This is a genomic window from Streptosporangium canum (assembly GCF_900113865.1).
Taxonomy (GTDB): domain Bacteria; phylum Actinomycetota; class Actinomycetes; order Streptosporangiales; family Streptosporangiaceae; genus Streptosporangium; species Streptosporangium canum.
In genome coordinates this window covers 56,201-71,667 of sequence record NZ_FOQY01000036.1, presented here as the reverse complement: position 1 = coordinate 71,667, position 15,467 = coordinate 56,201, and the positions used below count along the sequence as shown (strand labels likewise).

At 67.3% G+C, this 15,467-nt stretch carries 10 protein-coding genes; 9 read left to right on the top strand and 1 reads right to left on the bottom strand.

Features of this window, described 5'->3' with window-relative positions; all coding sequences use genetic code 11:
* The first annotated feature begins 68 nt into the window (after positions 1–68).
* The 9 genes from BM085_RS35375 to BM085_RS35340 all read left to right on the top strand — a co-directional run bounded on the left by BM085_RS35375 (position 69) and on the right by BM085_RS35340 (position 14,488).
* Positions 69–1,658, top strand: coding sequence for a Na+/H+ antiporter subunit D (locus tag BM085_RS35375; RefSeq protein ID WP_093891152.1), 1,590 nt, complete (start codon positions 69–71; stop codon positions 1,656–1,658).
* Positions 1,655–2,206, top strand: a complete 552-nt coding sequence (locus tag BM085_RS35370) for a Na+/H+ antiporter subunit E (RefSeq protein WP_093891151.1) — start codon at positions 1,655–1,657, stop codon at positions 2,204–2,206. Before BM085_RS35375 ends, BM085_RS35370 begins: the two co-directional genes overlap by 4 nt.
* A complete protein-coding gene (locus BM085_RS35365; RefSeq protein ID WP_093891150.1) occupies positions 2,203–2,463 on the top strand; it encodes a monovalent cation/H+ antiporter complex subunit F in 261 nt (86 codons plus the stop codon). The genes BM085_RS35370 and BM085_RS35365 overlap by 4 nt, the downstream gene beginning before the upstream one ends.
* Complete coding sequence (mnhG, locus tag BM085_RS35360; RefSeq protein ID WP_093891149.1) at positions 2,460–2,789, top strand: monovalent cation/H(+) antiporter subunit G; 330 nt, start codon at positions 2,460–2,462, stop codon at positions 2,787–2,789. Before BM085_RS35365 ends, mnhG begins: the two co-directional genes overlap by 4 nt.
* Positions 2,790–2,859: 70 nt before the next feature.
* Positions 2,860–3,759, top strand: a complete 900-nt coding sequence (locus BM085_RS35355; protein ID WP_093891148.1) for a hypothetical protein — start codon at positions 2,860–2,862, stop codon at positions 3,757–3,759.
* A gap of 1,127 nt (positions 3,760–4,886) precedes the next feature.
* The gene (locus BM085_RS47055) at positions 4,887–11,933 is read left to right on the top strand and encodes a LamG-like jellyroll fold domain-containing protein (protein WP_177245432.1); all 7,047 of its coding nucleotides are present in this window, start codon (positions 4,887–4,889) and stop codon (positions 11,931–11,933) included.
* Positions 11,934–12,147: 214 nt separating this feature from the next.
* Positions 12,148–12,453 carry a hypothetical protein gene (locus BM085_RS43740; RefSeq protein WP_143121196.1) on the top strand — a complete coding sequence of 102 codons (306 nt, stop codon included), beginning with the start codon at positions 12,148–12,150 and terminating at the stop codon, positions 12,451–12,453.
* A 548-nt stretch (positions 12,454–13,001) separates the two neighbouring features.
* Positions 13,002–13,685, top strand: a complete 684-nt coding sequence (locus tag BM085_RS35345) for a DsbA family oxidoreductase (protein WP_093891146.1) — start codon at positions 13,002–13,004, stop codon at positions 13,683–13,685.
* 170 nt (positions 13,686–13,855) lie between these two features.
* A complete protein-coding gene (locus BM085_RS35340; RefSeq protein ID WP_177245431.1) occupies positions 13,856–14,488 on the top strand; it encodes a helix-turn-helix transcriptional regulator in 633 nt (210 codons plus the stop codon).
* Here the strand turns inward: BM085_RS35340 and BM085_RS35335 are convergent.
* Complete coding sequence (locus BM085_RS35335) at positions 14,467–15,384, bottom strand: alpha/beta hydrolase family protein (protein ID WP_093891144.1); 918 nt, start codon at positions 15,382–15,384, stop codon at positions 14,467–14,469. The genes BM085_RS35340 and BM085_RS35335 overlap by 22 nt on opposite strands.
* Positions 15,385–15,467: the final 83 nt, after the last annotated feature.

Genomic DNA, 15,467 nt, shown 5'->3' with positions numbered 1-15,467 from the left:
CCGGAGGTTCGGGGGTTCCCGGCCGGGCCGGGGGCGCGTGCCGTACCGGGTGCGGGCGGGGAGGGCCGGTGGAGGCGCTGATCCCGGTGCCGGTGGTGCTGCCGCTGCTGGCCGCCGGGATCAAGCTGGCCATCGGCGGGCGGCTGCGCGGGCTCCAGTCGCTCATCAGCGTGGTCACGCTCACGACAGTGCTGGTGGTCTCATCCGTCCTGCTGGTGGCGGCCGACACCGGCGGGCCGCTGGTGGCCTACGCCGGAGGCTGGGCCGCGCCGATCGGCATCGCCCTGGTCGCCGACCGGCTCGCCACGCTGATGCTGGTGGTCTCCTCGGCGGTGACGCTGTGCGTGATGATCTACTCCATCTCGCAGGCCTACGCCGACCAGGAGCGCACCGCCCCTCTGTCGATCTTCCACCCGGCCTACCTCATCATGGTCGCCGGAGTGTCGGACGCCTTCCTCGCCGGTGACCTGTTCAACCTCTTCGTCGCGTTCGAGATGCTGCTCAGCGGGTCCTACGTGCTGCTCACCTTCGGCGGGACCGAGTCCCGCATCCGGGCGGGCGCCACCTACGTGGTGATAGGGCTGGCGTCGTCGATGCTGTTCCTGGTCGGGATCGCGGTGGCCTACGGCGCGACCGGCACCGTGTCGACCGCCCAGCTCGCCGAGCGGTTCTCCGTGCTGCCCGAGCACGTCAAGCTGCTGCTGGAGCTGTTGCTGCTGCTGGTCTTCGTGGTCAAGGCCGCGATCTTCCCGATGTCGGCGTGGCTGCCCGACTCCTATCCGACCGCGCCCGCTCCGGCGACGGCGCTCTTCGCCGGGCTGCTCACCAAGGTCGGCATCTACTCGATCATCCGGCTGGAGGCGCTGCTGTTCCCCGGCGGCCCGGTGAGCGGCCTGCTGATGTGGGCGGCCCTGCTGACCATGCTGGTCGGGGTGTTCGGCGCGGTGGCCCAGACCGACATCAAGCGGATGATCTCCTTCACCCTGGTCAGCCATATCGGCTACATGGTGTTCGGGGTCGCGCTCTCCTCCGTCATGGGCCTGGCGGGCGCGGTGTTCTACGTCGTCCACCACATCACCGTGCAGACCAGTCTCTTCCTGGTGACGGGGCTGATCGAGCGCCGTACCGGCACGACCTCGCTGGACCGGCTGGGAGGCCTGATGCGGCTGGCGCCCCTGATCGCGGTGCTCTTCTTCGTCCCCGCGATGAACCTGGCGGGCATCCCGCCGATGTCCGGCTTCCTCGGCAAGCTGGCGCTGATCCAGGCGGGGGTGGCCGACGGCAGTCCCATGGCGATCACCCTGGTGGCGGGGAGCCTGGTGACGAGCCTGCTCACCCTGTACGCCGTGGCCACCACATGGAACAAGGCGTTCTGGCGGACACCGCCCCCGGGCATGATCAAGAAGGTGGGGACCGTGCTGGAGGGGGAGGAGACCCCCGTCGTCCGGGCGACCGGCACCGAGGGGATCACCGGCCGCGCGATCGTCACCAGCTCGACCATTCCGGTCCCGATGCTCGGCTCCACGACGGCCCTGGTGGTGCTGGCCCTGTCGTTCACCGTGCTGGCCGGACCGCTGTCCGCCCTGACCGAACGGACCGCCGGCGAGCTGCTGGCCCGCGAGCCGTACATCTCCGCGGTGCTCGGAGGCGGGCGGTGAGCGGGCGGAGCGGCCCGAGCCGCGCCCCCCGGCTGCTGGGCAGGCCCGTCCCGCTGTCGCAGGTGGCCTGGCTCACGGTGGTCTGGCTGCTGCTCTGGGGCGACCTCAGCGTGGCGAACGTGCTCGGCGGCCTGCTGGCCGGGCTGGTCGTGGTCTGGCTGCTGCCCCTGCCGGTGGTGGAGACCGGCCTGCGCGTCCATCCGTTCGCGGCGCTCGTCTTCCTGGTCCGCTTCGCGTGGGACCTGGTGGTCTCCAGCTTCCGCGTCGCGTTCTGGGCGCTGCGCCTGGGTGCGCTGCCGCCGGTCCACATCGTCGAGGTACGGCTGCGCTCGTCGTCGGAGGTCATGGCCGTGCTGGTCACGGTGGCGCTGTCGGCGCTGCCGGGCAGCCTGGTCCTTGAGGTGCATGGCAGGGAGAGAGAGCTGGTGCTGCACGTGCTCGGCATCACGGGCGACGTCCAGGAGATCGTCCAGGATGACGTGACCCGGCTGGAGAGCCGCATCGTGGCGGCCTTCGGCACCCGCGCCGACCAGGAGGAACTGCGGTGACGACGGTATATCTGGCGGCGCTGGCGCTGCTCGGCTGCGCGGCGGCGCTGACGCTCCACCGGCTGGTGCGCGGCCCCTCCATGCTGGACCGGGCGGTCGCGCTGGACGTGCTCACCGCCGTGATCATGTGCGGGATCGGGACGGGGGCGGCGGTGCTCGGCGAGTACTCCGCGCTGCCGGTGCTGCTGGTGCTGGCCATGGTCGGGTTCGTCGGATCGGTCTCGCTGGCCAGGTTCTTCTCGGGCAGGGCGCATTGACCGCGCTGGAGGTGGCCGCCGCGGCGTGCCTGCTGCTGGGCGCGGCGCTCGCTTTCGCGGCGGGGGTGGGGATGTACCGGTTCCCCGACACCCTGTCGCGCATGCACCCGGCGACCAAGCCGCAGGTCCTCGGCCTGCACCTGATCCTGCTGGCCATGTGGCTGCGCGAGCCCACCTGGACGACGGCCGGGACACTGCTGCTGGTCGGCGTCTTCCAGGTGATCACGGCGACGGTGGCCGCCTACATGGTGGGACGGGCGGCCTACCGTGCGCGGACGCCGGACGACGACGGCACGGCCATCCCACCCCGCGACCCTCGCGGGTGAGGTCCGTCCGGCGGGGTGAGGCTGTTCGCGACCCTCGCGCGTGACGATCGCCCGGCGTAACGTGGCCCGTATGCGCGAGGAACGTGCGGAGGACGCCCGAACCGAGGCCAGACGACTGATCCGTGACCTGCTGGGTGAGGAGCGACCCGACGCGGGTGTCCTGCTCCGCGAGGCGGGGGCCGCGCTCGGCGCCGACCGCGTCGCACGCTGCGCCGAACTCGCCCGGGGCGCTCCGCTGACCCGCAGGTCCACCGAGCTCGCGGCGCTGGCCGGGCTGCTGGTCGGCACCCGTGACCTGGGCGGGGAGTGGTGGCGGCGGGAGCGCGGCGGCAAGCTGCCCGCCCCGGACGAGGTGCTCCGCAGCGCGACCGCCGTCGACCCGTGGACCGACCTGACCGTGCTGGAGATGCTCGCCGCCTGGATCGCCGACGACGTCGCGGACGAGGCCTGGGGACGGCCGGTCGCGGCGACCGACCTGAACTCCTGGCAGGCGGAGGACCGCGTCGAACTCCCTGAGGACGCCGCTCCCGGACGGCGGATCGTGGTCTCCTTCGACGCGGGGGGCCGGCTCGACGCGGTGGTGGTTCGCCGCCCGGACGGCGATCTCGGCTCCAACCTGGACTTCGACTCGCTGCGCTACTCCCGCCCGGCCGAGGCACAGTGGAGCTGGAGCGTGGCGGCCGGTCTCGGCCCGCACCGGCTGGACGAGCACCCCGACCCCTACACGCAGCCGGTGGACGCCGAGGCCGCCGGGATCCTGCGCGGCTGGGCCCTGCGCCACGGCGCCTCCACCGGGCAGGCCGGTGAGCCGTGGCGGGTCAGGGGCGACGTCATCGCCGCGATCGAGCGCGTCGACTGGATGTGGCGCAGCGGCGAGTGGTTCGCCTGGTGGCGCGCCGCGGCCGCCCTGGCCGACGGCGCCTCCGACCGCCTCGCCGCCCGCCTGGAGGAGATCGCCGCCGCCCCCTGACGTCGGCTTTCGGACCTGTACCGGCTGTCGCCGCCACTCCAGTGCGGACCATGGATCTGTGCCGGGCCTGTGGCGATCGTTCCAGTAGGCCTCATGGTCGCAGAGCACGGATCGCCGTACTTGGTGAACACGTGTGATCGTCCCACTCGCCAGCCGACTGCCCTGCTCCCAGCGGCACTGACATCGTCCCCATCCGGCCGCGGACTTCTCATTGTCCTGATCCGGCCATGTTTTTTTCGCAGCCTCACTGCCGGCAGAACGATGCCTTAGACGCCCTCAGGCCGACCGGTCCGCCGGGACAGGAGATTTTCGGCTCCTTCTTGCTCCTGGCCCGGTTCACCGCCGACGCCACCTCGTTCTACCGTGCGTGACCTGGGCCTGAGAGCCGCACTGTCAGACATCGAATTACGGAGAGTCGTCCGAGCAGTCACTTTGCGCTTCCCCGTGTCGATTTTCTGTCCCTGTAATTCGGTCACTCCAAGTCGTCTGGCGTGCACTCATCTGACAAGTCGCTTTCTCAAACCTGGTGTGTGCGTATTTATTTGTTCCTTATGTAGATCTTGCGGGACCAGATGATCTATGTGTAATTTCTGATCGTTTGCTTATCTGCTGCACTCCGAACCGTCGAACCGGCCTCCTTGCTGGGCTTTTGGCGTGCTGGGGTAACGCGAGGCATCCGTTCTCGCGCTGACTTGTTCGGAGGGTGACGGCATATGCGCCGTAGTTTGTCATGGTGGCGTCCGGCAGGCCGGAAGGCATGGACGATAGTGGCGGTCACTACGGCGCTGATGCCCGGCCTGTTGCTTTTCCAAGCGATGCCGGTGACAGCAGCGGTACGGGCGGTCACCTCGGCTCAAGGCGCTCCTGATACGCCGAAGCAGATGACCGGCTCGGCTGAGGGTTTGCCATCGCTGGTGGACACGAAGGCCACTCAGCCTGACGGCGCCATCGCCCAAGACAAGAAGAAAACACCCGGACTTTCGGCGGACGAACCGAGGCGCCCCAAGGGTGGTTTGCCGCTCGATATCAGGAACTTCCAGCCGGTCAAGGAGAAGTTCACGCAATCGTCGCCGGGCAAGCCGGAAGCGAGTGTGCTCCTGCCGGAAGCGCGTAACCGCCTGTCTTTGATGGGGATGTGGATTTCCGACTACTACCCCAATGATGAGACCCAGGTGGACACCCTCACCCCGGAACTGAACGCCTACGGCTACAACGGCGGAAACGGCGGACCTTACTACGAGTACCAGTACGAGGTCTGTGAGTGGAAGGACCCCTGGAACACCGGGCCCTGCACCCGGTCCGCATGGCGGTACTGGATCGAGTCGGAATGGATCGTGCCCGCGGGCGTGCTGCAGTGGGGCAAGACCTACGTCTGGGAGGTGACGATCCGCGACACCACCACCCAGGAGACCGGCACTCTGGAGAATCTGACCTTCACCACCGCGATCCGCCAGCCCGTGGTGAGCTCCCACCTCGCCGAGCGCGGCGTCAACGGCCAGGAGTTCCACCAGTTGGCGGGCAACTACACCACTACCGTCACCGACGCGTCGGTCGCCACGGCGGGCCCGCCGCTGGCGGTGACGCGCTCCTACAACAGCCTGGACGGGCGCATCGACGGGATGTTCGGGCCCGGCTGGTCGACCCGCTACGACATGAAGGTCCAGCCCGAGGGCGGCACCCCGCAAACCCTGCTGCTGACCTACCCCGACGGCCGTAAGCTCCGCTTCGTTGAAAAGCGCGGCAGCACACTCTTCCAGTCGCCGCCCGGCGTCCACGTCACGCTGGCGGCGGTCACCGGCGGCGGCTGGCGGCTGATGGACAAATCATCGATCTCCTACACCTTCGACGCCCAGGGCCGGCTGAGCAAGCTGACCGACAGCCATGGCCGTGCGCAGGACTTGACCTATGGAACCGATGGCAAGCTGACGACGGTCACCGCCGCCGGAGGCCGCTCCCTGACCTTCACCTGGACGGGTGCGCACGTCACGGCCGTGGCCACCAACCCGGTCGACGGACAACCCCTCACCTGGACCTACGTCTACGACGGGCAACGCCTCAGCCAGGCCTGCTCCCCGACCGCGGCCCCCAACTGCACCATCTATGACTACGCGAGCGGCTCCCGCTACCGGGCGAGCGTGCTGGATGACCGCCCCAAGGGCTACTGGCGGATGGGGGAGGTCCGCTCCGAAAGCGGCGAGGGCGGCACTTACACCTACTTCCCCGATGAGACCGGCCTGACCGGCCACACCTACCTGCCCTCCGGGGTCCAGACCGGCAAGCCCGGCGCGCTGAGCGGTACCTCCAACGCCGCGGCCAACTTCCAAGGCAGCGGCACCTCCTCCGGGATCCCCCACTGGGGCCTGTTTCCCGAACTCGGAAAGAGCATGTCGATCGAGACGTGGTTGAAGACCACCGCCTCGGGCCTCATCTTCTCCTCCGGCGACGTGCCGGGCCTGTACGTCGGCGTCGACGGCAAGCTACGCGGCCAGCTGCAGGGGTCAGGCGAAGGGACGACCTACACTCCCGTCACCTCCGCCCAGGCGGTCAACGACGGACAGTGGCATCACGCGGTGATCACCGCAACCGGCAACGTCACCACCCTGTACGTCGACGGCACCGCCGCCGGCACGGTCAACCTGGGGGTGGAGACGTACATGTGGGAGTCCGACACCGTCATCGGCAGCGGTAAGGCCGACTCCAACCTGCCCGGCTCCCCCGCGGGCAGACCCGACCCGGTCGAGTTCGGCTTCAAGGGGCTCCTCGACGAGTTCGCCATCTACGACCGAGCCCTGTCCGCTGCCCAGGTCCGCGCGCACTACGACGCCCGAACCGAGGCGCCCTTCAAGCTGAGCAAGACCACGTTGCCGTCGGGGCGAGTGTGGATGTCCACCACCTACAACCCGGCCAACGACCGGGTCACCACCCACACCGACCAGCACGGCGGCACCTGGAAGCTGGGAGATCCGGTCCACGCCAAAACCGGCGGCCTGACGACGATCACCGTGACCGACCCGAACAACAACACGCTGAAGTACGACCATGACGCCTGGCGCGGCGACCGCCTGGTCAGCCAGACCGACCAGCTCGAAAAGATCACCAGCTACGCCTACGACACCGGCGGCTTCCTGGCCAAGGTCACCGACCCGAACAACAACTTCGTCGAGCAGGTCAACGACGTCCGCGGCAACACCACTTCGGTCAAGACCTGCCGGACGGCGACAAGCTGCCAGACCACTCGCCAGTCCTACTACCGCAACACCGCCGACGAGTTCGACCCGCGCAACGACCGGGTGACCGTCAGCCGGGACGCCCGTTCGGCCAGCGCCACCGACAACACCTACGCGACGACGCGGGAACTCACCGCGCGCGGTGACGTGGCCAAGGTGACCACCCCGGCCACCCCGGACTTCCCCAATGGCCGGTCGGTGACCTCCACCTACACCGACGGCACCGAGCCTGCGGTCGGCGGCGGGACCACCCCGGCTGGCCTGGTGAAGTCGCAGAAGGACGCCAAGGGCAACGAGAGCACCTACCGCTACAGCGCGGCCGGTGACCTGGCCGAGCAGACCAGCCCGGCCGGGCTGAAGGTCACCTTCGCCTATGACGGGCTGGGCCGGGTGACCTCCCGCACGGAGGTCTCCGCAGCCACCCCCGACGGGGTGACGTCGACATTCACCTATGACGGTCTCGGCCGGGTGCTCACGCAGACCGGTGCCGGGGTGAAGAACGAGGTCACCGACGTCACCCACACCGCCAAGAGCACGTTTACCTATGACGCGGACGGCAACCCGCTCACCGCGACCGTGACCGACGTGACCGGCGGCGACCCGGCACGCACCACCACCTCCACCTATGACGGCCAAGGCCGGGTGGAGACGGTCACCGATCCCGAGGGCGGCGTGGTCCGCTCCACCTGGGATGCCACCGGTGCCCTGGCCTCGACGACCGACCCGATGGGCACGGTGCTCACCTACGCCTACACCAAACGCGGCGAGCCGTTCACCACAACGATCAAGAACTGGACGGACAGCCCGGTCAGCCCGCAGGCGCCCCAGGACGTGGTGCTGGAGTTGCGCTCCTACGACCCGGCGGGCCGGCTGGCCACCAGTGCCGATGCGATGGGCCGTAAGACCTCCTACATCTACTTCACCGACAACCGGCTGTCGCAGGTGATCGCCGATGACGTCCGGCTGAACGGCTTGGACACCACGACCGACGTGGTGATGGAGGACAACACCTACGACCCCGCCGGCAACCTCACCAAGCAGGTCATTGACGTCGATAAGGATAAGAAGGCCATCACCGACTACGTCTACGACGCTGCCGGCCGCCTGACCTCCACGATGTTCGACCCGGCCACGCTCAAGCGCAAGACCGCCTACACCTACGACGCGGCCGGGAACGTCACCAAGAAGGACTTCACCGGCGCGGGCAGCACCCGCATCGAATCCACCCTCTATGCCTACAACACCCTGGGCCAGGTGACCCGGCAGACGGTGGAGAACGGCGCCGACGACCTGATCTCCACTAGCACCTACGATGATCGTGGCCTGCTGACGGCGATCACCGACCCGCGAGGTAACGCCTCCGGCGCCACCGCCGCCGACTTCACCATCACGATGCGCTACGACGCGGCGGGCCGGCTCGTGGAGACCAAAGCCCCGCAGGTGAAGATCGACAAGGACGGGTCTGCTGCCGACGGGCGGCCCACGGTGACCTACGGCTACGACATCGCCGGGCTAAAGACCCACACGGTCGACGCCGAAGGCCGCACCCTCACCTCGACGTTCGACAAGGCCGGACGCCTGACCTCGGCGACCTCCTCCGCCTACACCCCGCCGGGCGGAAGCGCTCTCATCCCCAAGGTCAGCTTCGGCTACGACGCGGCGGGCCGTCAGACCAAGGTCACCGACCCGCGCAACTTCGTCACCTCGACCGAATACGACGCGCTCGGCCGTCCGGTCCGGGTGACCGACCCCGGCCCCTCAGGGCCGGGCGGGCAGTGGGTGGCCGAATACGACCTGCTGGGCGAGCAGCTCGCGGTGATCGACCCCACCGGCGCGCGAGCCGAGGCCACCTACGACGAGCTCGGCCGGAAGATCACCGCTACGCAGATCGAGCGCAAGCCCACCACCGCCGCCCACACCACCACGATGACCTATGACAGCGCCGGCAACCTCCTCACGAGCGTCGCGCCGGGTGCCAAGACCACCAGCTACACGGTCAACGTCGCCGGACAGGTCACCAGCGTGACCGACCCGAACACCAAAAAATCCGCCTTCGGCTACGACTTCCTCGGCCGCGAGGCCAAGGTGACCGACCCGCTGAAGAACGTCACCGAGGCCGAATACGATCTGGCCGGACGCAAGATCGGCGCCAAGGACCTCGATGCCACCGGCGCCGTCGTCCGTACCTTCGGCTTCGGCTACGACCTGGCGGGCAACCCGACCAGCACCACCTCCGGTGAGGGGCACGTCACCCGGCAGACCTTCGACGCTCTGGGCCGGATGACCTCGCTCATCGAACCGGTCGCCGCCGACAAGACGATCACCACGACGTTCGGCTACGACGCCACTGGCGCCCGTACCCGCCTCACCGACGGCCGCGGCAACTCCACCTGGACCGGCTACAACAGTCTCGGCCTGGCCGAATCGGTCATCGAACCGTCCACCACCGCTCACCCAGCCGCGGCCGACCGCACCTGGACCACCGTCTACGACGTGGCAGGCAACGCCGTCGCCACGCTCCAGCCGGGCGGGGTGCGGATCGATCGCACCTTCGACCCCATGGGCCAGATGACCAAGCAGACCGGCACCGGCGCCTCGGTCGCCACCCCTGAGCGCACCGTCAGCTACGACGACGCGGGCCGGGTGACCGCGATCGGCGACTACACCCTGGACTACAACGACCGCAGCCTGCTGACCAAGGTGTCCAAGGCCACCAACCAGATCGCCGCCTACGCCTACGACGCCCTCGGCAACCCCACCCAGCGTGTCGACACCGCCGGCACCGCCACCTACACCTACGACAACGCCAATAACCTCAAGACCGCGACCGACCCGGTCACCGGTCGGACCTGGACCTACGGCTACGACGACGCCAACCGGCTCACCAGCCAGACCTCGGCCAACCCCGTCAACAGCCAGGTCTACACCTACGACGCCGTCGACCGGCTCGCCTCCCACACGCTGAAGAACAGCGCCGGCACCGAGCTGTCGAAGATCGCCTACGGGTGGGACAAGGACGACAACCTCACCACCAAGACCACCTCGGGTACGGCAGGCGCGGGCGCCAACACCTACGGCTACGACCGCTCCGGACGCCTGACCTCCTGGACCGCCCCGGGCGGCGCCGTCACCCCCTATGAATGGGACGATTCCGGCAACCGCACCAAGGCCGGCAGCAAGACCTTCGTCTACGACGAACGCAACCGGCTGACCTCCGGCGCCGGTGTCGACTACACCTACACCCCCCGCGGCACCCTCGCCACCGAGACCACCGGCGGCGCCACCCGCAACCTGACCTTCGACGCCTTCGACCGGATGGTCTCCGATGGAGATGCCACCTACGGCTACGACGCGCTCGGCCGGATGACATCACGCACCAAGGGTGCCGACCAGCAGCGCTTCGTCTACTCCGGCCTGACCAACGACATCGCCGCCGTTACCAACGCCGCCGGCGCCGTTCAGGCCAAGTACGGCCGCGACCTGTCGGGCGGACTGCTCAGCCTCCAGGAAGGCGGCGGCCCCGCCCTCGGCGCGATGACCGACCTGCACGGCGACGTCGTCGGCACCTTCTCCGGTACGGCCATGGTCGACTCGACCGCCTACGACCCCTTCGGAGAGGTAACCCACCGCTCCGGCACCCAGCGCACGCTGGGTTACCAGGGCGAGTACACCGACCCGGACACCGGCAAGGTCAACATGGACTCCCGCTGGTACCAGCCCGGCACCGGCGCCTTCACCTCCCGCGACACCGCAACCCTCAACCCGAACCCATCCGTCCAGGCCAACCGCTACACCTACGCCAACGCCGGCCCGCTCACCGGCGCCGACCCCACCGGCCACAGCACAGTGATCGAGACTGGGGGCTCTCAAAACGGTGCGAGTGGCGGCTCCGACTGGCAGTCATACAACTGGGCCGACTCCTGGCAGCCGCGCAGCTCGGGCTGGTCTTTCACCCCGCCGACGGTTACTCCGGGAAAGCCGTACTACGCATGGCCCGATCAGCCGTGCGGTTGTACTTACACAGGACCCAACGACAAATCCGACGGCTTTTGGTATAAGAGGAATTACGATGAATGGGCGTGGGCGCCACAGCTCGGCCGTGACGAGATTGCCAGGCTCGGCTACAAATACATGCCCAACGGCAGGCCCGTCGAAAAAGATGTGCCATTCTGGAGTATGAGTCCTCGTGCGCAAGAGCTGTACATGCTGGGATATTCACCGACATTAGAATATGAAGAATACTTGGCGTTGGCCGTAGACGCGATGGTTGAAGCCGGAGACACTCACGGATTTGAAAAACTGATGGCGGGACTGCCGGGCAGCAGCAAGGGTGTATCCAACAAGAGGCTATTCAGTTCACTGCAGGCGGGCAAAAGACTGCAAGATGCTCTTGATAAATGTCACTCCCATCTCGATAAAAAGGAATGTCGAGAATTAGTTGCGGCGGCGTGGCATAATTGGCGAGAATGGATGTGCGAAGACCCGGATGCCCGTCCCTGCAAGCCGAGTAACGTCGCTAGGGCGGGAAAGGTTTGGGGGCTGCCACTCAAGCTCACCATGTTCCTTGTGAACACGCCTCCCTGGTTGAATGATAAGAAATTCAAGGAAAGGCTGATAAAATGGGCTAAAAAAGAAGGCGCTAATTGCGTTTATGATAAGCCGACGGGCCTAACTGTATGCAGCGGACTTAAGAGTGGTGAACACTTCGGCAGGGGTGGAACTACCTTGGGGTCCGTCACACTGGTTAACTACCAGCTCTACGAGCTGAGTCGGGAATTCCTGAAGCATGAAGCCGAGCATATGCGTCAATGGGATCATTATTATGGGCAGACCAATTTTTGGCCCACATTCCTCGTCTATTATCTCCGCGAGTTCTCCGTCTTTGGTGCATGTGACAATATTTATGAACAGCAAGCCGACGCGAAGGGCAAATCTTATGGCTGCTGACGGGAAAAAAATGATTAATTTCAGCAGATTTCGACGATGGAAATTCTCAACCAGGATGCTTATCCTCTTACCCTGCTTGTTACTGTTTGTGGCATGCAGGCCACCGCTTGGGGATGATCTCCCAAGGCCTGTTGGAATCGGTCGTACGGCCGACGGGCAGCTTAGGTTCGTGGTTCCACTGTGCGGGGGGGAAAGGGTCTCCTCCTTTGAGGTCGTGGACCATCAGACGGAGCGTCCGGTATGGAAAGTGTCGCAGCCAACCCGATCCGAGGAGCAGAACGGGAAGATAATTTTAGGGGATGTGCGTGGTTTTGCGAAACAAGAAACCCCGCTGAATTCACCTTTGCCGCACATGATTAGTGTTACGGTGCAGGTGACGAATGATTCTCCTATTGGCTCCGGATTTTTGTTGGATAATGTGTCGCGGGATCTGGCTGGTACAAGTCGTGTGTTGAAAATGGGTGAAGAGGTTCTCACGGAAGAGGAGTTTCGGCGGCAGGTCAATGCTGATTACTGCTGAATTAGTAGTGAGTCGGCGGGTTGTCCGAGGTGTATCTGAGCCGGCCTCATGCGATCTTCGATGGAGAGCGTCAGATACGTATCTATCCGTGAAGTGGACCAGATCCCGGCTCGCCCTGGCATCGCATGCCCAATGAACGAGTCAATGCTCAACTGAGAAGCCGACACATCCTGTATAAACTCTGCCGCTCCTGCGGCGGCAGCAGGTTCATCATGGCAGTTCCTCGGGTTTGAGACCCGCAAGGTCGGATGAAAGCTCAGTATCTGTGTGGTGATGCGCTGATCACAGTACGGACCGGATCGCCCGTACGGCGCGTCAGGGCCGTTCCCTGAATGAGCGGATGCTGGTTGTTGCTCATCAAGGTGAGCGGTCGGCTGCCTGTGGTGCGTGAGTTCGCAGAGAAGCGTTCTGAGCGGTCAAGTTCCATCGGATGAGCGCCACCGGAGTCGATCTCAATGGGTGGGGTGACGGCGCGTTCGGATCCTGCTTGATCGGGAGCGTCCTCTCCACACGGAATCAGCGGTCCTGTGAGCCCGTTGCAGAGTGATGTGAAGGTTGAAATCTACTCAGATGTCGTCTGTCCCTGGTGTTACATCGGCCATACCCGCTTCGCCCGCGCCGTCGAGCGTTACCGGGCCAAGGGGGGCGAGGTGGAGGTGGAGTTGCGGCCGTTCCAGCTCGCGCCGGACGCCGAGTCCAACGGTGAGCCGACCCTCGAATGGGCGGCGGCGAAGTTCGGCGGGGCCGAGCGGGCCGCGCAGATGTTCGGGCGCGTGAGCGGCGTCGCCGCTGAGGACGGGCTTGCACTGGACTTCGACCATGCGATCCAGGCCAACACCTTCGACGCGCACCGCCTCATCCGGCTCGCCGGCGAGCAGGGCAAGGGCGAGGAGGCCCTCTACGCCCTTTTCCGCGCCCATTTCACCGACGGTCTCGACGTCGGCTCCCGAGAGGTCCTCGCCAAGCTGGCCGCCGAGCTGGAGGTCGAGGCGGATCTCGAAGGCGAGGACGGCGCGGCGGCGGTCAGGGAGGAGCTGGCCCAGGCCCGTGCCCTTGGTGTCAGCTCCGTGCCGCTGTTCCTGTTCGAGGGGCAGTTCGCCGTCTCCGGCGCGCAGCCCGAGGACACCCTGCTCGCCGCCCTGGAGGAGGTCGCCGAGCGGACCGGCCAGGCCGTGAAGACTGTGAAAGCCGCTGGGGACGCCTGCGACGACGAGGGGTACTGCGCCGTCTGACGATGCCGGACCGGGCGGGGCGGCGGGCGCCACCAGCCGCCGCCCTGCCCGCCCCGGCCGATCCGTGACCGTGAGCCGTCGGCCCGTGAGTCCGTGAGCCGTGAGTCATGCGCCCACGCTCCCGCGTGACATGGATGGACCGCTCGGGGGAGGTCATCTATGGTTCGGTCATGAAGGGCCGGTATCAGGTGTACTTCGAACGTGCCCGGATCCCGATCGCGGCGGTGGACGGGCTCGGCCGGGTCAGGGAGAGCAACCCCGCCTTCCGCTCGGCGGTGGCCCGTACGGCCGAGGAGCTGGACGGAGTCCTGGCGGAGGAGTTGCTCGCGCCCGGCGAGATCGACGCGCAGCGGCCCCACTGGCGGATGCTGGCCCTCGGGCGGCTGGACGTCTACCGGACCCGGGTACGGCTGGTCCGCGGGGACGGCGCCGTGATCTGCGCCCGGGTCAGCGCCTCCGTCGAACACCGCGCGGACGGCCTGCCGTGGCGGGCGGTGGCCGTACTGGACGAGATCTCCTCCGCCGCGCCCGTGCTGAGCCCGCTCCAGGGCGAGGTGCTGCGGCTGGTCGCCGCGGGCGCGTCCAACGCGCAGATCGCCCGGCGGCTGTACCTGACCCGTCAGGCGGTGGACTACCACCTGGTACGGCTGCGCGCCAAGCTCGGCGCCGAAAGCCGGTCGGCGCTGGCCGGGCGGGCGTTCGTGCTGGGCCTGTTCGTGCCCGGCGTGTGGCCGCCGGTCCTGCACCCGCCCCTGGCCGGGACGGGTGCGCCGGAGTGCGGTTACTGGACGCCGAGGAACTGAACGGCCGGGTCGGTCTGGGCGGAGGCGCCCCAGACCGCGTCGTTCTGGGCGGTGTCGTCGTGGAGGTAGTACAGCAGCCAGGCGGTGGTCACCCGGCGGGTGATCGCCTGCTGGGCGGCCCGGGTGATCGAGCCGCTGTCGCAGCCGATGCCGCCGGAGTCGGTGAAGCCGCAGTGGAAGCCGCCGACGATCGTGCGCAGTTGCTTGGGGGCGCGCTTGGCGTTGTAGATGGGGATCTGGTGGCCCGACGGACCCGCGACGCTGTCGTTCGTACCGGCGACCAGTTGCATGGGGACGGCCGTGGTCGCCGCGGCGGCCTTGGCCGAGGGGTTGGTCTCGGCGGCGGCCAGGTTCGTCACCGTCCGCACCGACGAGTTGCGCGCGGCGGCCAGCACACTGGCGCCGCCGCCCATCGAGTGACCCGACAGTCCCAGCCGGTTGGTGCGCACGTGGGCGTTGAACCGCGACCCGGCGGTGGTGTTCTGCGCCACTATCCAGGTCAGCGCGGCGTTCAGGTCGTCGGCGAAGGCGCCGTGGCTGGGTGACAGGCCGCCCTGCGAGGTCGGCATGATCGTGATGGTGCCCCAGGAGGCCCAGTGGCCGCCGAGGGAGGCGTACTTGCTGATGCTCTGGAAGAACCCGTGGCCGAAGGCCACCGCCGGGAACTGCCCGGAGGCGACGGCCGTGCCGCTTCCGGCCGAGGTCGCCGGGTAGTAGACCCGGGCGCCGAACGAGCGGCCGGAGGCGGAGACGCTGACATCGGCGTAGCCGACGGCGTACGAGCCCGGTGCGGACAGGTCGGCGGACAGGTCGACGGAGGCCCCGGCGGGGGCGGCCGTGAGGAACAGGAACGGGATCAGGAGGATCGCGCAGACCCTGATCGACCAGGAGCGCATGATGCTTCACCAGCTTTCACGCGGGACACTGTTACCCGGATTTTGGAAACAATGGTTCCCCTATGGCAACAGTGGAGGGACGC